Origin of the sequence: Frigoribacterium sp. MEB024 (assembly GCF_000878135.1) — a bacterium.
Classification (GTDB): domain Bacteria; phylum Actinomycetota; class Actinomycetes; order Actinomycetales; family Microbacteriaceae; genus Frigoribacterium.
Genome location: NZ_JXQZ01000037.1, coordinates 1 through 21,401, shown reverse-complemented (window position 1 = coordinate 21,401; position 21,401 = coordinate 1). Strand labels below are relative to the sequence as shown.

Here is a 21,401-nt window from a genome sequence, read left to right as displayed (position 1 = left end):
TTAGGGATCGGGGGTCAGCGCGGGACGGCCCGCAGTGGCCAGGTCGCCACGGCCGGCACCGCGGCCCGGGCCGACGGAGGCGTCACGGTCTCGAACGACCACATCGGGTCGTCGAGGCCCCGGGCCAGGGACTCGAAGAGCGGGGTCGCCTCGCGTTCGGCGGTCAGGGTGTCGAAGATCGGTGAGGTCACGGGTTGCTCCTGCGGTCGATGAAGCTCGTAGCAGGAATATAACCCTGAAATGTGAGTATCACAAGGCTCTTGGCGTGTCGTCAGAAGAGGCGGGAGTGCGAGTCGTCCAGGCCGCGCATCGCGTCGTAGTCGAGCAGCAGCGTGCGGATGCCCCGGTCGTGCGCCAGCGTGCGGGCCTGCGGTTTGATCTCTTGTGCGGCGAAGACGCCCGTCACGGGGGCGAGGTGCGGGTCGCGGTTCATCAGTTCGAGGTATCTGGTGAGCTGCTCGACCCCGTCGATGTCGCCTCGACGCTTGAGTTCGACGGCCACGGCCGCACCCTTCGCGTCGCGGGCCAGGATGTCGACCGGCCCGATGGCGGTCATGTACTCGCGCCGGACGAGGGTGTGGCCCTCGCCGAGCAGGTCGATCTGTTCGGCCAGCAGCTTCTGCAGGTCGGCCTCGACGCCGTCCTTGGTCAGGCCCGGGTCCACGCCCATCTCGTGCGAGGAGTCGTGCAGCACCTCGTGGATCGAGACCACGAGGATGTCGGCCGTCTTCGCCTGGGTGACCTTCCACAGCTCGACGACGCCGGCCTCACGTTGGTCGTCGTCGGGTTCGACCGTGCGGATCGTGCAGGGCGGGCTCATCCAGTTGAGGGGCTTGTAGCTGCCGCCGTCGGAGTGGACGAGCAGGCTGCCGTCGCTCTTCACCATCAGGAGGCGCGTGGCCAGGGGCAGGTGGGCGGACAGTCGACCGGCGTAGTCGACCGAACAGCGGGCAATGACGAGGCGCACCCGACGATCCTACGGGGCGACGAGAACGGCCTCAGATCACCGTGTTGACATGCATTCATATGTGAAATACATTCATGACAGATGGTCGGCAGGAGACCACCGAGACGCTTCCAGGAGGAACGATGCCCCACCCGATGCCCGCCACGACCCGTCCGCTGCGGACGACGACCCACGACACGGCCGAGCTGCTGCTGGTCGACCTGGCCACGGCGCGCTACGCACCCGGCGACTCCCTCGACGTGGACACCGTCGTGCGGGAGCACCGGGTCACCCGCGGCGAGGTGCACCTCGCCCTCTTCGAGCTGAGGCGCATGAAGGTCGTGGTGCGGGCTCCGTTCAGCGGGGCCCACGTCGTCGTCTGGCACCGGCGGTTCAACGAGGTGCTGCTGCGCGACCTCGTCCGCATGATCTCCGTGGCGTCGACGAAGGCCACCTCGCTCGAGGACGTCGCCGAGCCCGGTGTGCGCCGACCGGCCTGCACCGCTCACGGGCTGGCCCTGCCGGCGGACGTCGCACACTTCCTCGATCTGACCCGGGCGATCGCGCAGGTGCTCTCGCCGTCGGCCCGCCAGCACGTGCTGGACGACCTGTTGCTGCCGCTCGAGATCCTCTGCAGCGCGAGGGCCGTCGCGGTGCACGACATGCGGCCCGCCCTCGGCGAGACCGTCCGCGGTGCGATCGTCGACCTGATGGAGGCCGCCGCGCACTACGGCGACTGGACGCAGCTGCCGGACCTCGCGTCCGACTACGTCACGGCCCTGGGCGTCGACGAACCGCCCGTGCGACCCGTCGACTGACACCCCGCCGACCGTCACCGGCCACCCGGAGGCCGTCCGGCCCCGTCGGCTAGGCTGCGGCAGCATGAGCCGGGCAGAGGGCGACGTCGCCGCCAGGCCGACCCTCGCGTCGGTCGCGCGGGTCGCCGGGGTGAGCGCGAGCACTGCCTCCTTGGCCTTCAGCGGCACCGGACCCGTGTCGGACGAGACCCGCGCGCGGGTGCTCGCCGCCGCCGACGAACTCGGCTACGCCGGGCCCGACCCGCGGGCGAGGTCGTTGCGTCGCGGGCGCTCCGGCATCGTCGGGGCCGTCCTCGAGTCCACGCTCAGCACGGCCTTCCGCGACCCGATCAACGTCGCGATGCTCGACGGCATCGCCGACGTGACCGGGCCCGCCGACAACTCGCTGCTGCTGCTCACCGAGAGCGCGGGCGAGCGTTCCCGCCTGCTCGACGCCCCGGTCGACGCGGTCGTGTTGTTCGGCTGCAGCACCCGGCTCGACGAGTCCGTGTCGATCATGCGGCGGCGCGGCATCCCCGTCGTCTCGATCGAGGCCCCGCCGACCGAGGGTGTGCTCGACATCGCCGAGGACAACGTCGGCTCGTCCCGCCTGCTGGCGCAGCACCTGCACGACCTCGGCCACCGACGGGTCGCCGTCGTCGCCCTCGAACTCGGCCCCGGGCGCTCGACCGGCGGGCAGGACGACGAACTGACCGACGAGCGGGTGGCCCGCGGCACCTCGTGGCCGACCCTCGAGCGCCTGCGCGGCACCCGTGAGGTCTTCCCCGGCGTGGGCGGCCTGGCCACGCGCGGCAGCTGGACGAGCGAGGGGCACCGCGCCGGCCTGCGGCTGCTCGACGTGCCCGAGGCCGAGCGGCCGACGGCCATCGTCGCGCAGAGTGACCTGCTCGCGTCGGGCGTCATCGCGGCGGCGGACGACCTGGGCCTCTCGGTGCCGGGCGACCTGAGCGTCGTCGGCTACGACGGCGTGCGGCTCGACGACCCGCGAGCCGCCGACCTCACGACGGTCGTCCAACCCGCGGTCGAGAAGGGCCGCGCGGCCGGTCGCGCGGTGCTCGCGCTGCTCGCCGGCGACCCGGTCGAGGGCACGACCTTCACGAGCGTCTTCCGCCCCGGGTCGACGACGGGTCCGCCCGCACGCTGACCCCGCGCCGGGGGCGTGCGCCGGGCGGCGTGACGCTCAACGCGCGCCGACCACCATCCACCGGTCGGTGCGGGCCCGCAGCCCGAGCGTGACCGCCCGCGCCCCGATGTACCCGAGGCCGAACGCGAGCCAGAGCGCGACGGCACCCGACGTCGTGGCGCCGACCCGCGCCTCCACCGGGAACAGCACCGCGAGGTAGGCGAGCACGCTGACGACCGACGCGATCGCGAGGTAGCGGGCGTCGCCCGCGCCGAGCAGCACGCCGTCGAGCACGAACACGAAGCCGGCGAGCGGGATGCCGACCGCCATCGCGACGACCACCGACGGCAGCAGCGCCTGCACGCCCGGGTCGGGGCTGAAGACGGGCGCGAGCACCGGCGCGAGCAGGGCCAGGACGGCGCCCAGCACCACGCCGCCGCCGACGCCGAGCAGCATCAGCCGTCGCGTGATCGCCCGCACCCGCTCACGGTCACCCTGCCCGAGGGCGTGACCGACCATCGCCTGCCCCGCGATCGCGAGGGCGTCGAGGGCGAAGGCCAGCGTGCTGAAGAGGGTGAGCGCGATCTGGATGGTCGCGAGGCCCGTCACCCCGGCGGAGGCGGCGGCCGCGACGGTCGCGAGGAGCGCGGCCCGCAGACCCGCGTTCCGCACGAGCAGCCAGCCGCCCGCCTGTGCGGTGCGGCCGACCCCGGCGAGCCCCGGGCGGAGGTCGGCGCCGACGGCCCGGGCCGCCCGCACCGCGATCACGACGTAGACGGCGGCCATGCCCCACTGGGCGACGACCGTGCCGGCCGCGGAGCCGGCGATGCCCCAGCCGAATCCGTAGAGGAACAGCGCGTTGAGGCCGGCGTTCGCGGCGAAGCCGACGGTGGCGACGACCAGCGGCGTCCGGGTGTCCTGCAGGCCGCGCAGCAGGCCCGTCGCGGCGATCACGAGCAGCATGCCGGGCAGGCCGAGCAGCGAGACGGAGAGGTACGTCGTGGCGGCCGCGGCGACCTCGTCGGCCACGCCGAAGAGGCCCACGAGCGGCTCGGCGACCACCGCGCCGGCCCCCGCGACGACGATGCCGACGAGCAGGGCGAACCACATGCCGTCGACCCCGGCGCGGATCGCGCCCCGCTGGTCGCCGGCCCCCAGCCGCCGCGCGACCGTCGGGGTGGTCGCGTAGGCGAGGAAGATCAGCAGCCCCAGGGCCGTCTGCAGGATCACGCTCGCCACCCCGAGCCCCGCGAGCGGCACCGAGCCGAGGTGGCCGACGAGGGCGGTGTCGGTGAGCAGGAAGAGCGGCTCGGCCACGAGCGTCCCCAGCGCCGGCACGGCCAGGCGGAGGATCTCGCGGTCGAGGGGCGAGCGGAGGCGCACGCTCAGTCGGTGCCCCGGAGCCGACCCAGCACGCTCATCACGTGGAACACCACGATGGCCGCGACCGTGCCGAGGATGATGCCGCCGAAGCTCGCGCCTCCGAGGGCCAGGGTGAAGTCGGCGATGCCCATGATGAGCGCGACGCCGGCCGTCAGCTGGTTCTTCGGGCGGCTGAAGTCGACCTTGTTCTCGACCCAGATGCGGATGCCGATCACGCCGATCAGGCCGTAGAGCGCGGTCGTCACGCCGCCGAGCACCCCCGGCGGGATGGTGAAGATGACGGCGCCGATCTTGGGCGACAGCCCGAGCAGGATCGCCACGACGCCGGCGACCCAGTACGCGGCCGTCGAGAAGATGCGGGTGGCGCTCATCACGCCGATGTTCTCGCCGTAGGTGGTCGTCGCCGAGCCGCCGCCGAGGCCGGCGAGCACCGTGCTGAGGCCGTCGGCGAAGAGGGCGCGGCCGGTCAGCGGGTCGAGGTTGCGCTTCGTGAGCTGGCCGACGCCCTTGACGTGGCCGACGTTCTCGGCGATCAGGGCGAGCACGACGGGCAGGAAGCCGAGGTAGATCGGCAGCTGCCCGAGGTCGAACGCGGGGGCCGTGAAGGTCGGGAGTCCCACCCACGGCGCGGCCCCGACGGCGCTGTAGTCGACGGCGCCCGCGATCACGGCGGCCACGTAGCCGACGACGACCCCGACGAAGATCGACAGACGGCCGAGCAGGCCCTTGAACAGCACGGCGCTCAGCACGACCGCGGCGAGCGTGATGAGGGCGATGCCCGGTGAGAGCGCGAAGTTGTCGCGGGCGGCCGGGGCGAGGTTGAAGCCGATGAGGGCGACGATCGAGCCGCTGACCACCGGGGGCAGCAGGGCGTCGATCCAGCGGGTGCCCGCGAGGTTCACGACCACGCCGATCACCGCGAGCAGGGCGCCGACGACGATGATGCCGCTGAGTGCGAGGGGGATGCCGCCCACGTCGGTGGCAGCCGCGATCGGGGCGAGGAAGGCGAAGGACGAGCCCAGGTAGCTGGGCAGCCGGTTCTTCGTGATGATCAGGAAGAGCAGGGTGCCGATGCCGGAGAAGAACAGCGTCGTGCTCGGCGGGAAACCGGTGATGATCGGCACGAGGAAGGTGGCGCCGAACATGGCGACGACGTGTTGGCCGCCGAGGCCGATGGTGCGCGGCCAGCTGAGCCGTTCCTCCGGGGCCACGATCTCGGTCGGGTCGACCGTCTTGCCGTCACCGTGCAGTGCCCAGGGGAGTGCCATGCCGAGAACTGTACTGGGGGTGCCGTTTCCTCCGTGTTTCCTGAGACGGCCTCGCCAGCTCGGGCCGCAGAGGGTTCGACCCGGCCCGCCGTCGGGGGCCTCACCTAGGCTGACGAGCATGACCAGCGACGCACTGAGCAGCGGAATCCAGACCGACGAACTCGACCCGGCGGTCCGCCCGCAGGACGACCTCTTCCGGCACGTCAACGGCGCGTGGATCGACCGCACCGAGATCCCCGACGACAAGGCGCGTTACGGCTCCTTCTACCTGCTCGCCGAAGAGGCCGAGAAGGCCGTCCGCGAGATCGTGGTCGAGTCGCAGTCCGCCGAGCCCGGCACCGAGGCCCGCAAGGTCGGCGACCTCTTCACCAGCTTCACCGACGAGGAGCGCATCGAGGCGCTCGGCGCCGCACCCCTCGAACCGCTCCTGGCCGAGGTCGAGACGGTCACCGACGTGACCTCGTTCACGCGCCTCCTGGGCTCGCTCGAGAAGCAGGGCATGCCGAGCTTCGTGCAGCTCTTCGTCGACAACGACCCGGGCGACCCCGAGCGCTACGTCGTCTTCGTCGAACAAGGCGGCCTCGGCCTGCCCGACGAGTCGTACTACCGCGACGAGAAGTTCGAGTCCGTGCGGACCGCCTACCGGGCGTTCGTCGAGCAGATGCTCGGGCTCGCCGGCCTCGACGACGCCTCGTCCCGCGCCGACCGGGTGATCGAGCTCGAGACCGCCCTCGCCTCGCACCACTGGAGCAACGTCGCCACCCGCGACAGCGACAAGACCTACAACCTGCTGCCCTGGGCCGAGTTCGACGCGCTCGCCGACGGGGTCGACCTGACGGCCTGGCGTGACGCCGTCGGCGGCCCGGCCGGCGTCTTCGACGAGCTCGTCGTGCGCGAGCCGTCGTTCGTGACCGGGCTGGCCACGTTGCTGACCGACGACCGCGTCGACGCCTGGCGCGACTGGCTGCGCTGGCAGATCGTCCGCTCGACGGCCGCCTACCTGTCGACGCCGTTCGTCGAGGCGAACTTCGGCTTCTACGGTCGCACACTCACGGGCACCCCCGTGCAGCGCGCCCGTTGGAAGCGCGGCGTCTCGCTCGTCGAGGGCGCCCTCGGCGAGGCCGTCGGCCGCATCTACGTCGAGCGGCACTTCGCACCCGAGGCCAAGACGGCGATGGACGTCCTCGTCGCCCACCTCGTCGAGGCCTACCGTCAGAGCATCACGGGCCTCGAGTGGATGACCGACGAGACCCGTGCCCGGGCCCTCGACAAACTCGAGAAGTTCACGCCCAAGATCGGCTTCCCCTCGACCTGGCGCGACTACTCGGCCCTGTCGATCGACCCCGCCGACCTGGTCGGCAACGTGCGCGCCACCGCCGCCTTCGGGTTCGACCGCGAGCTGGGCAAGATCGGCAAGCCGCTCGACCGCGACGAGTGGTTCATGACGCCGCAGACCATCAACGCGTACTACAACCCGGGCATGAACGAGATCGTCTTCCCCGCGGCGATCCTGCAGTTCCCGTTCTTCGACGAGAACCGCGACGCCGCCGCCAACTACGGGGCCATCGGCGCCGTCATCGGCCACGAGATCGGCCACGGCTTCGACGACCAGGGCTCGAAGTACGACGGCGACGGCAAGCTGACCGACTGGTGGACCCCCGCCGACCGTGAGGCCTTCGAGAAGCTCACCTCGTCGCTCATCGCGCAGTACGACGCGCTGGCCCCGAAGCAGGTGCCCGACCACCACGTCAACGGGGCCCTGACGATCGGCGAGAACATCGGCGACCTCGGCGGCCTCTCGATCGCCTGGAAGGCCTACCTCATCTCGCTCGACGGCAGCGAGCCGCCCGTGATCGACGGCCTGACCGGCGCCGAGCGGTTCTTCCTCAGCTGGGCCCAGGCCTGGCAGATCAAGCTGCGCGACGAAGAGGCGATCCGCCTCGTCTCGATCGACCCGCACTCGCCGAACGAGTTCCGCTGCAACCAGATCGTGCGCAACATCGACGAGTTCTACACGACCTTCGGCGTCGCCGAGAGCGACGCCCTGTGGCTGCCGGCCGAGGAGCGCGTCACGATTTGGTAGGTCCTGGGCCCGGGCGCCGCGCCCGCCGCGAGAACGCCGACGGCGCCGACCACGAGCCGCGTCACGGCGGCGGTCGCGCGCTCGAGTCGTTCTCGTCGTCGTTCGCGGCCCTGGGCGATCTGGCCCTCGCGGGTGGTCAGGTCTCGGCGTCGGTCAGCGACCTCGACTCGGGCGTCGACCTGCTGGGCGTCGACGAGCACCTGGCGCTGCCGGTCGGGCAGCTCGGGGCCGTCCTGCTGCTGATCGAGGTGTCGGCCCGCATCGAGGACGGCACGCTGCGCCCGCTCGACGAACTCGACCGGCCGGGCGATCCCGGCGACCAGGGGCCCGGCGGTCTCTGGCCTTACCTCCGCCGGACGAGCCTCCCGGTGACCGACGCGGCGACGCTCGTCGGGGCCTTCCGCGACGCGGCCGCGATCGACGCGCTCATCGGGCGGGTCGGCTTGGCCGCGGTGCGGGCACGGGGCGAGTCGCTCGGTCTCACGAAGACCGCCCTCCTCGACGTCACGCGGTCGTCGCGCGGCCCCGACGACGCGCCCGCGCTCGCCGTCGGCTCGGCCCACGAGTTGGCCGGCCTGATGGTGTCCCTGGCCCGAGGCGAGGTCGTCGACCGGGCCGTGTCGAACCGTGTGCTCGGCTGGCTGTCGCTGGGTGCCGACACGTCGCTCGTCGCCGCACCGTTCGGACTCGATCCGCTCGGGCACCGACGTCTCGACCACGACCTCCAGATCGTCCACGCGACGGGTGGCGACCCGGGGGTGCGCTCCGAGCTCGGGGTGCTGCGCGGTCCTCACCGCAGCGTCGCGTACTGCGTGATCGTCACCTTCGACGATCTGACGCTCGCCCACCGTCTCCGCGCGCTCGACGCCCTGCGGGCCGTGGGCACCGACGTGCTCGAGTACGTGCACTGAGTGACCGCGTGCGCCGTGCGTCGGTTCAGTCGACCAGGTCGAGCCGCTTCAGGCGTTCGAGCGTCGCGACCCCGGCCGGCGGGCACCGGTCGGCGTCGGCCGAGGTCACCCAGTGCACCGCGCCGACCTCGGCGGCGGGAGCCGGTTCGGGGCTCGTCGCCGCGAGCTCGGCGGCGAAGACCGTCATGGCGACCTGTCGGCCCTCGGGTTCGCCGTGTGCCTGCGTCACGACCGTGAAGAGTTCGGCCACGGTCGCCCGGTCGAGTTCGACGCCGACCTCTTCGCGCGATTCTCGGACCAGTGCCTCGGCCGCGGTCTCGCCGGCCTCCAGCTTGCCACCCGGCAGGTAGAGCACGTCACGACCCCGCGCCGTGACCATCAGCATCCGCCGGTCACGGACGAGGGCGAGCGCGCTGACGACGATGGTGTCCATCAGGCCATCTTCGGGCACGACCGGGGGACGTCGTGTCGCGACGGCGGTCAGCCCGCCGAGGCCTGACGCTCGTCGTCGATCGCGCGCAACGGCGACGACGAGGAGGCGCGGCGCCCGTCGGTCACGCCGAACAGCGCCTCGAGACCGTCGCGGAACTCGTCGCCCCGGCCCTCGCGGGCCAGTTGACGTGCTCGGACGGAGGGGGTGTGCAGCAGGACGCCGGCGAGGTGCCGCAGGGCCGACTCGGTGCGCTCGGACGAGTCGCCGCGCGACCGTGCCCGTTCGATCTCGGCGTCGAGCAGGTCGAAGACGTGCTTGCGCAGCGCGACGACCGACGGGGTGAGCGACTGCTCGGCGGCGACGGCCTGGAACTCGGCGGCCGCCGACGAGACGAGGGCGCGGGCGTCGTCGGCCGCGCTGAGCTGGGGCAACGGGGCGTGCAGGCTGATGGTCTCGAGGTCGAGCAGCTCGACGCCCTCGACGCCCGAGACGAGCGGGTCGACGTTGCGGGGCAGGCCGAGGTCGATCACGAGGCGGCGACCGCCGGGCTGCACGACGTCGCGGGTGACGACCGGCTCGGTGGTCGAGGTGCAGGTGATGAGCACGTCGCTCCAGGCGACGGCGGTGGCGAGGTCGTCGTAGGGCGTCGCGGCGTGCTTGAGGCCGAACCACTCGGCGCGGCCCGAACCCGAGTAGACGGCGAGCTGGTCGGCGCCGCGGTCGCGGAGGGCGGCCACGGTGGTGGCGGCGTACTGGCCGGTGCCCACGATGAGGACGCGCGCCTCGGACCAGTCGGTCACCCGTGAGGACGCCAGTTCGAGGGCGAGGCGCACGAGTGAGCGACCCGCGCCTCCGACGTTCGTCTGGTTCTTGATGCCGCGCGAGGTCTGGGACGCCTTCTGGAAGAGGCGCTCGAGGTCGCGGGAGGTGGTGCCGTCGTGGCGGGCGCGTTCGAGCGAACGCCGCACCTGGCCCGAGATCTCGTCCTCGCCGACGACGACCGACTCGAGGCCCGAGCTGACGGCGAAGAGGTGCTCGACGACCTCGTCGCCCGTGATGACCCGCACGCTGTCGCGCAGGTCGTCGGGCTCGACGCCGCTGGCGGTGCTCATGGTCTCGATCGTGGCCTCGACGGCGAGGGCGCTGCCGGCCGTGAGGGGCTCGTCGACGTCGAGATAGGCCTCGAACCTGTTGCAGGTCGCGAGCACGACCGCTCCGCTAACGAAGTCGCTGCCGTCGACCAGGGTGCCCGCCGCCGAGGGTGCGCCGATGCTCAGCCTCTCGAGGAGGTCGAAGCTGGCGTTCTGGTGGGACGCCGTGAGGCAGATGAGCACTGAGTGATCCTAACTCTGATCGGCGTTTTCGGCTGGGCGTTGACTCGACGTCGAGTGGCCGGGAATGCCACACCACGGTTGCAGCTTGCAACAACGGAGCCCGGGGCCGCATTCCGGCCACCGGCCCGCACCGCATCGAACCAAGGAGACACCATGACCTCGACCACCAGCACCCAGTGGCAGCTCGTCGCCCGCCCGCACGGCGAGCCCACCCCCGACGACGTCGCCCGCGTCGAGGTGACCCTGCCCGAGCTGGGCGACGGCGAGGTCCGCGTGCAGAACGAGTTCCTGTCGGTCGACCCCTACATGCGCGGTCGCATGAACGACGTGAAGTCGTACGTCCCGCCCTTCGCCCTCGGCGAGACCATGACCGGCGGTGCCGTCGGCCGCGTCGTCGAGTCGCGGTCGGACGACCTGCCGGTCGGCACGGTCGTGCTCCACGAGCAGGGCTGGCGGGACGTGGCCCAGGGAGGCGCGTCCACGTTCCGTGCCGTCCAGCCCGTCGACGGCGTGCCCCTGTCGGCGTACCTGGGCGTGCTCGGCCTCACGGGCCTCACGGCGTACGTCGGCCTCACCGAGATCGCCGGCATCCGCGAGGGCGACGTCGTCTTCGTCTCGGGCGCCGCCGGGGCCGTCGGCACCATGGTCGGCCAGATCGCGCGCCTCAAGGGAGCCTCGCGCGTGATCGGCAGCGCCGGCTCGGCCGAGAAGGTCGAGCTGCTGACCTCGAAGTACGGCTTCGACGCCGCGTTCAACTACAAGGACGGCGACGTCTCCGAGTTGCTCGCCGAGGCCGCGCCCGACGGCATCGACCTCTACTTCGACAACGTCGGCGGCGACCACCTGTCGGCCGCCCTCGCCTCGTTCCGCACCGGCGGCCGCGCCGCGCTCTGCGGCTCGATCGCGAACTACAACTCGACCGGTGCCCCGGTCGGCATCACGGGGATGACGAACATGGTCACCCGCGGTCTGACGATGAAGGGCTTCACGCTGGGCGACTACCGCCACCTCGCACCCGCGTTCCAGGCCGAGATGGGCCCCTGGCTCTCCGCCGGCGACGTCGTGTACGACGAGACCGTCGTCGAGGGCATCGACAACGCGTTCGACGCCTTCACCGGGCTCATGCGCGGCGACAACGTCGGGAAGATGGTCGTCGCGGTCTCCTGACCCGCGCCTCCTCGTCCGCTCGCGCGTTCGAGGCGACCCGGCCGAGACGGTCCCGCCGTGGCGGGGCCGGCGGTGGGTCGCCTCGACGCGACGTCCAGCGGGCGATGGGACAATCGACCACGTGACCCAGACCTCCGCCCTGCCCGAGCAGCACCCGCTGGCCGCCGGCCTCACGACGCGTTCGCCTCTGGTCCGCGCGTTGCGCGGCGACCGGCCCGAGACGCTGCCGGTGTGGTTCATGCGCCAGGCGGGGCGCTCGCTGCCCGAGTACCGCGAGCTGCGCGTCGGCACCAAGATGCTCGACGCCTGCCTCACACCCGACCTGGCGAGCGAGATCACGCTGCAGCCGGTCCGCCGTCACGGTGTCGACGCCGGCATCTTCTTCAGCGACATCGTCGTGCCGATCAAGCTGGCCGGCGTCGCGGTCGACATCGTCCCGGGTCGCGGGCCGGTGCTCGAGACGCCGATCCGCACGGCGGCCGACGTCGCGGCCCTGCGGCCGGTCGATCCGGAGGCGCTGGCCCCGATCGCCGCGGGCGTCGCCCAGACCGTCGCGCAGCTCGGCAGCACGCCGCTGATCGGGTTCGCCGGTGCACCGTTCACCCTCGCCGCCTACCTCGTCGAGGGCGGGCCGTCGAAGGACCACATCCGCGCCCGCGCCCTGATGCACAGCGACCCCGAGACCTGGGACGCCCTGCTCACCTGGGCCGCCGACGTGACCGGCGCCTTCCTGCGGGCGCAGGTCCTGGCGGGTGCGAGCGCCGCCCAGCTGTTCGACTCGTGGGTCGGGTCGCTCTCGCTGGCCGACTACACCGCGCACGTCGCCCGCCACTCGGCCCGGGCGCTGTCGCACGTCGCCGACCTCGACGTTCCGCGCATCCACTTCGGCGTGGGCAGCGGCGAGGTGCTGACCGCCATGCGCGACGTCGGCACCGACGCCGTCGGCGTCGACTGGCGCATCCCGCTCGACGAGGCCTCGCGTCGCCTCGGCGGCTCGACCCCGGTGCAGGGCAACATCGACCCGGCCATGCTGCAGGCGCCGTGGGCCGTGCTCGAGGCGCACGTCCGCGACGTGGTCGAGCGTGGTCGGGCGGCCCCGGCGCACGTCCTCAACCTCGGCCACGGCGTCAGCCCCGACACCGACCCCGACGTGCTCACCCGCATCGTCGAGCTCGCCCACACGCTGTGACCCCGCCCGTCGTCACCCCGGGCGCCGTCGTCGACGTCGCCGTGGTGGGCGGCGGCATGGGCGGCATCGTGCTCGCCCGCGACCTGGCCGCCGCCGGGCTGAGCGTCGTCCTGTTCGAGGCGTCCGACCGTCTCGGCGGCGAGGTCTCGCGACACGTCGTCGCCGGCATCGCGCTCGACGCCGGCGCCGAGAGCTTCGCGACCCGTGGCGGCACGGTCGCCGGCTTCGCCACCGAACTCGGTCTCGGCGACGACATCGTCCTGCCGGACCCCCGCGGCGCGTGGTTGCACGAAGCCGACGGTGAGTCGTTCCCGATCCCGCGCACGGGGTTGCTCGGCATCCCCGGCGATCCGTCCGCCGCCGACGTCCGGGCCGTCGTCGGCGAGGACGGGGTGAGGCGCGCACTCGCCGACGCCGACCTGCCGGCCGAGGTCGGGACCGAAGAAACCACCCTGGGGGGTCTCGTCCGCGCCCGCATGGGCGAGGCGGTCGTCGACCGCCTCGTCAGCCCCATCGTCTCGGGCGTCCATTCGCTCCACCCCGACCTCCTCGCCGTCGACCGCGTCGCGCCCGGGCTGCGCTCGGCCCTGCAGCGCGAGGGCAGCCTCGCCGCCGCCGTGCTCGGGCTGCGGGCCCTGGCCCCGGCCGGTTCGGCGGTGGCGGGCATCCGCGGCGGCCTCGCGCGTCTGGTCGACCCGATCGTCGCCGACCTCGAGCGGCACGGCGTCGACGTCCGTCTCGGCACCCGCGTCCGCTCGATCGACGAGACGCGCGTCGAGACCGCCGGCGGTGAGCACGTCCGGGCGAGACGGGTCGTGTTGGCCGTGGGAGACCACGACGCGGTGGCCCTGACGACCCGCGCCTCCTCGGTGCCGCCCGGAGCGATCACCCTCGCGACCCTCGTCGTCGACCGGCCGGAGCTCGACGCGGCGCCCCGGGGCACGGGCGTCCTCGTCGCCCCCGGCTCGACCGGACTCCGGGCCAAGGCCCTCACCCACGCGACCGTCAAGTGGAGCTGGCTGGCCGAGCTCGCCGGGGGACGCCACGTGCTCCGGCTCAGCTTCGACTCGCCCGTCGTCGACCGCGACACACCCGACGCCGAGGTGCGCGACGCGGCGCTCGCCGACGCCTCGACCCTGCTCGGCGTCGACCTCGCCGAGCGTCACCTGGTCGGCTTCGGCCGGGCCACCTGGGACGCCCCGCGCCGGGCCGAGGCGGCGGCCGTCACCGAGCCCGTGGTCGAGGTCGTCCAGGCCGGAGGCGCGGTGGCGGGCCGCGGGCTCGCCGCGATCGTCGCCCACTCGCGTCGTCAGGCCGCCACCCTGGTGGCGGCGCTCTCGTCGCCCCCGTCCCGCGACTGAGGCCTCGGGGTCGGACCGCTTCGGTCCGGCGCGGGCGTCGGCCGCCCGCCTCGGGCTACATTGGAGGGACGTGTGCGGCACATGCCGTCGCGCGTACGACCACGAATGGAGTCCCCCGTGCGAGGCAAACTGATCTTCGTCGCCGGAGCCGCTGTCGGATTCGTGCTGGGCGCCCGCGCCGGCCACGACCGGTACGAGCAGATCACCGAGAGGGCGTCCAAGGTCTGGAACAGCCGGGCCGTGCAGCGCCAGGTCGCCAAGGGCCAGGACTTCGCCGGTGCCAAGACGGCCGACGGCGTCGACGCCGTCGTCACGGGCATCACCCGCGGAATCTCCAAGGCCTTCGGCGGCGGCCGCAAGAAATGACCGACTCGACGCGCAGCGACAAGGTGCGGCACAAGACCAGGCCGCGATCGCTCTTCGCCCTGGTGCAGGACGTCCCCACGCTGGTCACCGACCTGGTCAAGGGCGAGCTGGCCATGCTCAAGTACGAGGTCATCGGCACGCTCAAGGCCTTCGGCATCGGTGCCGGCTTCCTGGTCGGGGCCCTGGTCTTCGTCTTCGCGATGCTCGGCGTCCTGCTGACCGGCATCGTCCTCTTGCTCGCCATCTGGCTTCCCGGCTGGGCCTCGGCCCTCATCGTCGCCGGCGTGCTGTTGCTCGTCGCGGCCCTGCTCGCGTTCCTCGGGTACAAGGCCATCAAGAAGGGGCTCCCCGCGGTTCCCGAGAAGACCATCGCGAGCCTCAAGGCCGACCTCAAGGCCGTCAAGGGCGTGGGGTCGATCCCCGGCGCCCGCCTCGACGAGCGCTGACGCGCCTCCTCGACACCCCCACCCTTCCCGTTCCCGACAGGAGCACCGTGAGCGACAGCAGCGACATCCAGGCCCACATCGACCGCACGCGCGCCGAGCTCGCCGCGACCCTCAACGAGCTCGAGGACAAACTGAACGTGCCCAAGCAGTTGGGCATCGCCGGGCACCGCGCCAAGGCGTCGTTCGACCGCGACAAGACCCCGTGGCTCGCCGCCGCCGGGGCGGGCGCCCTGGCCGTCGCGGGCGTCGTCGTCGCGGTCGTCAAGCGCCGCTGACCGGTCGCCGGGCTCGCCCGACGGCTCGTCCCCGACGAGCACCCGGACCCGTTCGCTCGACCGGGAGCAACCTGGTTGGGCTCCCAGCGTGCCGAGAGGGAGAATGACTGCATGAGTTCCAGCGCCGATGCGGCAGCGCCCGATCTGCCGACGTCCGATTCACCCGCAGCACCCGTCCAGACCGAGTCCGGTGACGAGGCGGCGAGCACCCCGCCGCCCGTCGAACGCCTCGGCTACACGCTCTGGGCGGTCCTGCGTCGCGACCCGCAGAACCCCTACGCCCCCGAGCTCGACGACGTCCCGCAGCTCGACGCCGTCGTCGACGCCCTCGCCGGGCTCGGCGTCACCGTGCGCGGCTTCTACGACGTCAGCGCCCTGCGGGCCGACGCCGACATCATGATCTGGCTGCACGGCGAGGTGCCCGAGGCCGTCCAGTCGGCCTACCGGCAACTGCTGCGCACCGACGTGCTGGGCGGCCTGCTGCCCACCTGGAACGCCATGGGCATGCACCGCGAGGCCGAGTTCTCGCGCAACCACAGCCCGGCCTTCATGCGGGGCAAGGCGCCCGAGACCTGGCTGACCGTGTATCCGTTCGTGCGCAGCTACGAGTGGTACCTGCTGCCCGAGGCCGAGCGCCGCCAGATGCTCGCCGAGCACGGCAAGCAGGGCTCCGAGCACCGCGCGGTCCTGACGAACACGGTCGCCAGCTTCTCGCTCGGCGACTACGAGTGGATCCTCGCCCTCGAGGCTCCCGAGCTCGTCCAACTGGTCGACCTCATGCGCGACCTGCGCTACACCGAGGCCCGCCGCCACGTCCGCGAAGAGATCCCGTTCTTCACGGGCCGACGCATCCCCACCACCGACATCATCGAGGTCTTGTCGTGACCGACACCAGCAACATCACCAACGGGCAGCTCGTCCGCAACGCCACCCCCGCCGCGGCCTCCGGCCCGGAGCACGTCTCCGAGCCGACCGACTACGACGCCATCCTGCTGGCCGGCTTCGGCGGGCCCGAGGGGCAGGACGACGTCATCCCGTTCCTGCGCAACGTCACGCGCGGTCGGGGCATCCCCGAAGAACGGCTCGAAGAGGTCGCGACCCACTACCGCCACTTCGGCGGCGTCAGCCCGATCAACGAGCACAACCGCGAGCTCAAGGCGGCCCTCGAGGCCGAACTCGAGCGACGGGGCATCGATCTGCCGGTCATCTGGGGCAACCGCAACTGGCAGCCCTACATGGCCGACGCCGTGCGTGAGGCCGACGAGCGCGGGTTCCGCAAGCTCATCGCGGTCGCGACCAGCGCCTACTCGTCCTACAGCTCGTGCCGCCAGTACCGCGAGGACTTCGCCATGGCGCTCGACGCCACCGGGCTCGAGGGCACCATGCAGATCGACAAGGTGCGCCAGTTCTTCGACCACCCCGGGTTCGTGCAGCCGTTCATCGACGGCGTGCGCGACGCGTTGGTCGAGGCTCGCGCCGAGAACGAGGGCCTCGACCTGTCGACCGAGGTCCAGGTGCTGTTCGCGACGCACTCGATCCCGTCGACCGACGCGGCCAAGAGCGGCCCCGAGGCGCGCGGCTTCGACGCCGACGGCGCCTACGCCGCCCAGCACAAGGCCGTCGCCGAGGTCGTCATGGCCGCGGCCGAGGCCGCACTCGACCTCGACCTGCCCGAGGGTGGCGGCACGACCGTCCCCTGGCAGCTCGTCTACCAGTCGCGCAGCGGCCCGCCCTCGATGCCGTGGCTCGAGCCCGACATCAACGACGCCATCGACGACCTGGCCGGCGGCCCGACCCGTGCCGTGGTCATCGTGCCTCTCGGGTTCGTCAGCGACCACATGGAGGTCATGTGGGACCTCGACAACGAGGCGATGGAGACCAGCGAGAAGAACGGTTTCTGGGCGACGCGCACCCCGACGCCGGGCATCGACCCGAACTACGTCACCGGGCTGGTCGACCTCGTGCTCGAGCGTCGTGACGGCGTGCCGGCCGAAGACCGCCCCCACGTGACCGATCTCGGGCCGTGGTACGACGTGTGTCGTCCCGGCTGCTGCGAGAACGTGCGACTCGGCTTCAAGCCCGCCCTGTCCGGGCTGGTGCCCTGACCCCGTGGCGACCATCCGCATCGGAACCCGGGGCAGCGCCCTGGCCGTCGCCCAGTCGACCACCGTCGCCGACCGCATCGCCGCCGCGACCGGCCACGACGTCGAGCTCGTCCGCATCAAGACCGAGGGGGACCGGTCGCAGGGCACCGGCGAGTCGCTCGCGTCGCTCGGGGGCACCGGCGTGTTCGCCAGCGCCCTGCGTGAGGCGCTCCTGGCGGACGAGTGCGACGCGCTCGTGCACTCGCTCAAAGACCTGCCCACCGCCACGCACCCCGGTCTCGTCATCGGCGCGACGCCCGGACGCGCGGACGCCCGCGACGCCCTCTGCGCCCGTGACGGACTGACCCTCGAGGGACTGCCCCAGGGGGCTCGCGTCGGCACGGGGTCACCGCGTCGTGCCGCCCAGCTGCTCTCGCGACGCCCCGACCTCGAGGTCGTCGACATCCGCGGCAACGTCGACACGCGGCTCGGTCGCGTCGGCGTCGACCTCGACGCCGTGCTGCTCAGCGCGGCGGGTCTCGGCCGACTGGACCGCCTCGACGCCGCGACCGAACTGCTGGGGCTCGGCTTCTGGCCCAGCGCGCCCGGCCAGGGGTCGTTGGCCGTCGAGGTCCGCGAAGGCGACGCCGACGAGGCACTCGCCCGCGGTCTGGCCGCCATCGAGGACGTTGAGACCCGTCTCGTGGTGACGGCCGAGCGGGCCGTGCTGGCCGGCCTCGAGGCCGGTTGCGCGGCACCCGTCGGTGCCAGTGCGGTCGTCGACGCCGGGTTGCTGCTGCTCAGCGCGACCGTCTACAGCCCCGACGGCAGCCGACGCCTCAGCTCGTCGCATGCCGTCTCCCTCGACGACGGCCCGCTCGTCGCACGTCTCGCCGACGTCCACGAGGTCGCCGGCCGTGTCGTCGACGAGTTGCTCGACTCCGGTGCGGCCGAGTTCGCCCCGCTGGGTGGCGGACCGGCCGGCGGTGACCCCCTGGGCAGCGCCTCGTGACCGCCGACAAGCCGCTCAAGGGCGTGCGCGTCCTGGTGCCGCGCGGTGGCAAGTGGGGCGACGGGGTCGCGGCCTCGCTCCGGTCGCGCGGTGCCGCGCCGGTGATCGCCCCCCTCATCAACTTCGCCCCGGCCGAGACGCCCGAGCTGCTCGCCGCCGCCCTGGCCCGCCTCGAGTCCGGCGTCTACGAGTGGCTCGTCGTCACGAGCGCCACGACGGTCGACGTCCTGGTCGGCAACGGCATCCGGCCCCCGGCGTCGACCCGCGTCGCCGCGGTCGGCGAGACCACCGCGGCCGCTCTGAGCCTGGCGGGCATCCGAGTCGACTTCGTCCCCGAGGGCGACAACTCGGCCCGCGGACTCGTGAAGGAGTGGCCGGCCGACGAGGTCACCGGTCGCGTGCTCGTGCCGCAGTCCGACCTGGCCGAGCCGACCCTCGTCGCCGGGTTGTCGGCCCGCGGGTTCGACGCCGAGTTCGTCTCGGCGTACCGCACGGTGGGAGTGCCCGTCTCGGCCGAGGTGCGCGACGGCGTCGCCGACGGCTCGATCGGCGTCCTCCTCGTGACCTCGGGCAGCGTGGCCCGCCAGATCGCCGCCCAGCTGGCGCCCCTGCCCCCGCAGACCCTCGTCGCGTGCATCGGCCCGCGCACCGCCTTCGACGCCCGTGCCGCGGGGCTGCCCGTGCACCTGATCGCCGAGACCCGATCGGCGGCCGCCCTCGTCGAGGCCGTGGTGGACCACGCCCTCGACGGCCCGTCCGCCGGAACGCCCCCCACCGAGAAGGACTGATGTCCGATTTCCCCCGAGTGCGGCCCCGCCGCCTCCGCGCCACCCCTGCCCTGCGCCGCCTGACGGCCGAGACGCGCCTGCACCCCGCCGATCTCGTCCTGCCGATGTTCGTCCGCGAAGGCATCGACGAACCCACCCCGATCTCGTCCATGCCGGGCGTCGTCCACCACAGCCTGTCGAGCCTGCCCCGGGCCGTCGAGCAGGCCGCCGAGGCCGGCGTCGGCGGGGTCATGCTCTTCGGCGTACCCCTGGAGAAGGACGCCGTCGGATCGGGCGCGACCGACCCCGAGGGCATCCTCAACGTGGCCACCCGCGTGGCCGTCGACGCCGCCCAGGGCGCGCTGGTCGTGCAGACCGACCTCTGCCTCGACGAGTTCACCGACCACGGCCACTGCGGCGTCCTCGCCGCCGACGGCTCGGTCGACAACGACGCCACCCTGGTCCGCTACGACGAGATGGCGGTCGTCCAGGCCGAGGCCGGCTCGCAGCTGATCGGCATGAGCGGCATGATGGACGGCCAGATCGGCTCGGCCCGCGACGCGCTCGACGAGGCCGGCTTCGGCGGCACGGCACTTCTCGCCTACGCGGCCAAGTACGCCTCCGCTTTCTACGGCCCCTTCCGCGAGGCCGTCCAGTCGACCCTCGTCGGTGACCGCCGCACCTACCAGATGGACGCCGCCAACGGGCGCGAGGGCCTCCGCGAGGTCGACCTCGACATCGCCGAGGGTGCCGACGTCGTCATGGTCAAGCCGGCCATGAGCTACCTCGACGTCCTCGCCGAGACCGCCGCGACCAGCACCGTGCCGGTCTGGGCGTACCAGATCAGCGGTGAGTACGCGATGATCCACGCGGCCGCCGCGAACGGTTGGATCGACCTCGACGCCGCGTCGTACGAGAGCGTCCTGTCGATCAAGCGGGCGGGGGCGGACGCGATCCTGACGTACTGGGCCACCGAACTGGCCACGCGCCTCCAGAAAGAGCGGTTCTGATGACCGAGCAGAGCAACGACACCTACTTCACCCGGGCCAAGCGGTCCATCCCGGGCGGCGTGAACTCGCCCGTCCGCGCCTACGGCTCCGTCGGCGGGACGCCCCGGTTCCTCGTGGGCGCCCAGGGTGCGTACGTCACCGACGCCGAGGGGCGCGACTACGTCGACCTCGTCGCCTCGTGGGGCCCCGCGATCCTCGGGCACACCCACCCCGAGGTGCTCGAGGCCGTGCAGCAGGCGGCCGCGCGCGGCCTGTCGTTCGGGGCGTCGACCCCGGCCGAGACCGAACTCGCCGAACTGGTCCGCGAACGCGTCGCTGTCGGCGACCAGCGTCCGATCGGCAAGCTGCGCATGGTGTCCACCGGCACCGAGGCGACCATGACGGCCATCCGTCTCGCCCGCGGCTACACCGGTCGCGACCTGCTCGTGAAGTTCGCCGGGCACTACCACGGGCACTCCGACTCGCTGCTGGCCGAGGCCGGCTCGGGCGTCGCCACCCTGTCGATGCCCGGCTCGGCCGGCATCACGGCCGAGACCGCGGCCCAGACGCTCGTCCTGCCCTACAACGACCTCGACGCCGTGCGCGCGGCCTTCGACGAGCACGGCCCGCGCATCGCGGCCGTCATCGTCGAGGCGGCCGCCGCGAACATGGGCGTCCTCGCGCCGCAGCGTGGCTTCAACCGCAGCCTGTCCGAGATCACGAGACGACACGGCTCGCTGCTGATCGTCGACGAGGTGCTCACCGGCTTCCGTGTGGGCCGCGCGGGTTGGTGGGGTCTCGAGGCCGCCCAGGTCGTCCCGGACGGCGCCGGGTGGGAGCCCGACCTCGTCACGTTCGGCAAGGTCATCGGCGGGGGCATGCCCCTGGCGGCCCTGGGTGGACGTGCCGAGGTGATGGACTTCCTCGCCCCGCTCGGGCCGGTGTACCAGGCGGGCACGCTCAGCGGCAACCCGGTGGCCGTCGCCGCGGGCATCGCCACGCTCAGGCTCGCGACGCCCGAGGTCTACGCCCGGCTCGACATCGTTGCCGACCAGCTGTCGGCCGGTGTCTCGGCCGCCCTGTCGGCCGAGAGTGTCGAGCACAGCGTCCAGCGCGCCGGGTCCCTCTTCTCGTTCGCCTTCACGCCGACGGCACCGAACGACTACGACGACGTCCGCGCCCAGCAGACCTGGCGCTACCCGCCGTTCTTCCACGCCATGCTCGACGCCGGGGTCAACCTGCCGCCGTCGGTGTTCGAGGCGTGGTTCGTCACGGCGGCCCACGACGACGACGTGGTGTCGCGCATCCTCGACGCCGTGCCCGCCGCGGCCAAGGCCGCCGCGGCCGCGCAGGCGCCGCACTAGCCCGCTCGAGCGCGCGCCGCGCCTCCGTTCCGGCTCGCCGGGGGCTCGGCCGGCTCTGCGTGCCGGGCTCGCCTGCCCGTCA

General features: G+C 72.7%; 22 protein-coding genes. 16 read left to right on the top strand and 6 right to left on the bottom strand.

Translation table 11 applies throughout. The annotated features are described in order from the left end of the window. Positions 1–14: 14 nt before the first annotated feature. Together SZ60_RS17200 and nucS are read right to left on the bottom strand one after the other, a co-directional pair. Positions 15–191, bottom strand: coding sequence for a hypothetical protein (locus tag SZ60_RS17200; protein WP_156155552.1), 177 nt, complete (start codon positions 189–191; stop codon positions 15–17). Positions 192–271: 80 nt separating this feature from the next. Further along, positions 272–967, bottom strand: a complete 696-nt coding sequence (gene nucS, locus SZ60_RS08860) for an endonuclease NucS (RefSeq protein ID WP_043595239.1) — start codon at positions 965–967, stop codon at positions 272–274. Positions 968–1,101: 134 nt separating this feature from the next. On the opposite strand from nucS, the gene SZ60_RS08855 reads away from it, so the two are divergent. Both SZ60_RS08855 and SZ60_RS08850 read left to right on the top strand, forming a co-directional pair. Further along, the gene (locus SZ60_RS08855; protein ID WP_043595238.1) at positions 1,102–1,764 is read left to right on the top strand and encodes a hypothetical protein; all 663 of its coding nucleotides are present in this window, start codon (positions 1,102–1,104) and stop codon (positions 1,762–1,764) included. A 64-nt stretch (positions 1,765–1,828) separates the two neighbouring features. Then, positions 1,829–2,908: a LacI family DNA-binding transcriptional regulator gene (locus SZ60_RS08850; protein WP_043595236.1), complete on the top strand. Its 1,080-nt coding sequence runs from the start codon at positions 1,829–1,831 to the stop codon at positions 2,906–2,908. Positions 2,909–2,944: 36 nt separating this feature from the next. On the opposite strand, the gene SZ60_RS08845 is transcribed toward SZ60_RS08850, so the two are convergent. After that, a complete protein-coding gene (locus SZ60_RS08845; protein ID WP_043595365.1) occupies positions 2,945–4,276 on the bottom strand; it encodes an MATE family efflux transporter in 1,332 nt (443 codons plus the stop codon). Next, the gene (locus SZ60_RS08840; protein WP_043595235.1) at positions 4,273–5,538 is read right to left on the bottom strand and encodes a uracil-xanthine permease family protein; all 1,266 of its coding nucleotides are present in this window, start codon (positions 5,536–5,538) and stop codon (positions 4,273–4,275) included. Before SZ60_RS08840 ends, SZ60_RS08845 begins: the two co-directional genes overlap by 4 nt. A 118-nt stretch (positions 5,539–5,656) precedes the next feature. Between SZ60_RS08840 and SZ60_RS08835 the strand changes: the two genes are divergently transcribed. Beyond that, complete coding sequence (locus SZ60_RS08835) at positions 5,657–7,621, top strand: M13 family metallopeptidase (RefSeq protein WP_043595234.1); 1,965 nt, start codon at positions 5,657–5,659, stop codon at positions 7,619–7,621. Beyond that, entirely contained in the window at positions 7,615–8,532 is a 918-nt protein-coding gene (locus SZ60_RS08830; protein ID WP_082059999.1) for a serine hydrolase, read from the top strand. Before SZ60_RS08835 ends, SZ60_RS08830 begins: the two co-directional genes overlap by 7 nt. Before the next feature lie 25 nt (positions 8,533–8,557). On the opposite strand, the gene SZ60_RS08825 is transcribed toward SZ60_RS08830, so the two are convergent. Continuing rightward, a complete protein-coding gene (locus SZ60_RS08825) occupies positions 8,558–8,965 on the bottom strand; it encodes an NUDIX domain-containing protein (RefSeq protein ID WP_043595232.1) in 408 nt (135 codons plus the stop codon). A 47-nt stretch (positions 8,966–9,012) separates the two neighbouring features. Then, positions 9,013–10,299 (bottom strand): glutamyl-tRNA reductase, encoded by a 1,287-nt coding sequence (locus tag SZ60_RS08820; protein WP_043595230.1) that lies wholly within the window; start codon positions 10,297–10,299, stop codon positions 9,013–9,015. 153 nt (positions 10,300–10,452) lie between these two features. Between SZ60_RS08820 and SZ60_RS08815 the strand changes: the two genes are divergently transcribed. The 12 genes from SZ60_RS08815 to hemL all read left to right on the top strand — a co-directional run bounded on the left by SZ60_RS08815 (position 10,453) and on the right by hemL (position 21,319). Beyond that, positions 10,453–11,466 carry an NADP-dependent oxidoreductase gene (locus SZ60_RS08815; RefSeq protein WP_043595229.1) on the top strand — a complete coding sequence of 338 codons (1,014 nt, stop codon included), beginning with the start codon at positions 10,453–10,455 and terminating at the stop codon, positions 11,464–11,466. 121 nt (positions 11,467–11,587) lie between these two features. After that, entirely contained in the window at positions 11,588–12,655 is a 1,068-nt protein-coding gene (gene hemE / locus SZ60_RS08810; protein WP_043595227.1) for a uroporphyrinogen decarboxylase, read from the top strand. Beyond that, positions 12,652–14,016, top strand: coding sequence for an NAD(P)/FAD-dependent oxidoreductase (locus SZ60_RS08805; RefSeq protein WP_231567095.1), 1,365 nt, complete (start codon positions 12,652–12,654; stop codon positions 14,014–14,016). The genes hemE and SZ60_RS08805 overlap by 4 nt, the downstream gene beginning before the upstream one ends. 117 nt (positions 14,017–14,133) lie before the next feature. Beyond that, complete coding sequence (locus SZ60_RS08800) at positions 14,134–14,382, top strand: hypothetical protein (RefSeq protein WP_043595360.1); 249 nt, start codon at positions 14,134–14,136, stop codon at positions 14,380–14,382. Next, on the top strand, positions 14,379–14,828 hold the full coding sequence (locus tag SZ60_RS08795) for a phage holin family protein (RefSeq protein ID WP_043595225.1): 450 nt from the start codon (positions 14,379–14,381) through the stop codon (positions 14,826–14,828). The genes SZ60_RS08800 and SZ60_RS08795 overlap by 4 nt, the downstream gene beginning before the upstream one ends. 47 nt (positions 14,829–14,875) lie before the next feature. Beyond that, positions 14,876–15,103, top strand: coding sequence for a DUF3618 domain-containing protein (locus SZ60_RS08790; protein WP_043595223.1), 228 nt, complete (start codon positions 14,876–14,878; stop codon positions 15,101–15,103). A 111-nt stretch (positions 15,104–15,214) separates the two neighbouring features. Beyond that, positions 15,215–15,988, top strand: coding sequence for a hydrogen peroxide-dependent heme synthase (hemQ, locus tag SZ60_RS08785; RefSeq protein ID WP_082059998.1), 774 nt, complete (start codon positions 15,215–15,217; stop codon positions 15,986–15,988). Further along, the gene (locus SZ60_RS08780; RefSeq protein ID WP_082059997.1) at positions 15,985–17,208 is read left to right on the top strand and encodes a ferrochelatase; all 1,224 of its coding nucleotides are present in this window, start codon (positions 15,985–15,987) and stop codon (positions 17,206–17,208) included. The genes hemQ and SZ60_RS08780 overlap by 4 nt, the downstream gene beginning before the upstream one ends. A gap of 4 nt (positions 17,209–17,212) precedes the next feature. Then, positions 17,213–18,199: a hydroxymethylbilane synthase gene (hemC, locus tag SZ60_RS08775; RefSeq protein ID WP_043595222.1), complete on the top strand. Its 987-nt coding sequence runs from the start codon at positions 17,213–17,215 to the stop codon at positions 18,197–18,199. Beyond that, the gene (locus SZ60_RS08770; protein WP_043595220.1) at positions 18,196–18,987 is read left to right on the top strand and encodes a uroporphyrinogen-III synthase; all 792 of its coding nucleotides are present in this window, start codon (positions 18,196–18,198) and stop codon (positions 18,985–18,987) included. Before hemC ends, SZ60_RS08770 begins: the two co-directional genes overlap by 4 nt. Continuing rightward, positions 18,987–19,976: a porphobilinogen synthase gene (gene hemB / locus SZ60_RS08765; RefSeq protein ID WP_043595219.1), complete on the top strand. Its 990-nt coding sequence runs from the start codon at positions 18,987–18,989 to the stop codon at positions 19,974–19,976. Before SZ60_RS08770 ends, hemB begins: the two co-directional genes overlap by 1 nt. After that, positions 19,976–21,319 (top strand): glutamate-1-semialdehyde 2,1-aminomutase, encoded by a 1,344-nt coding sequence (gene hemL / locus SZ60_RS08760; RefSeq protein ID WP_043595217.1) that lies wholly within the window; start codon positions 19,976–19,978, stop codon positions 21,317–21,319. The genes hemB and hemL overlap by 1 nt, the downstream gene beginning before the upstream one ends. The last annotated feature ends 82 nt before the right edge of the window (positions 21,320–21,401 follow it).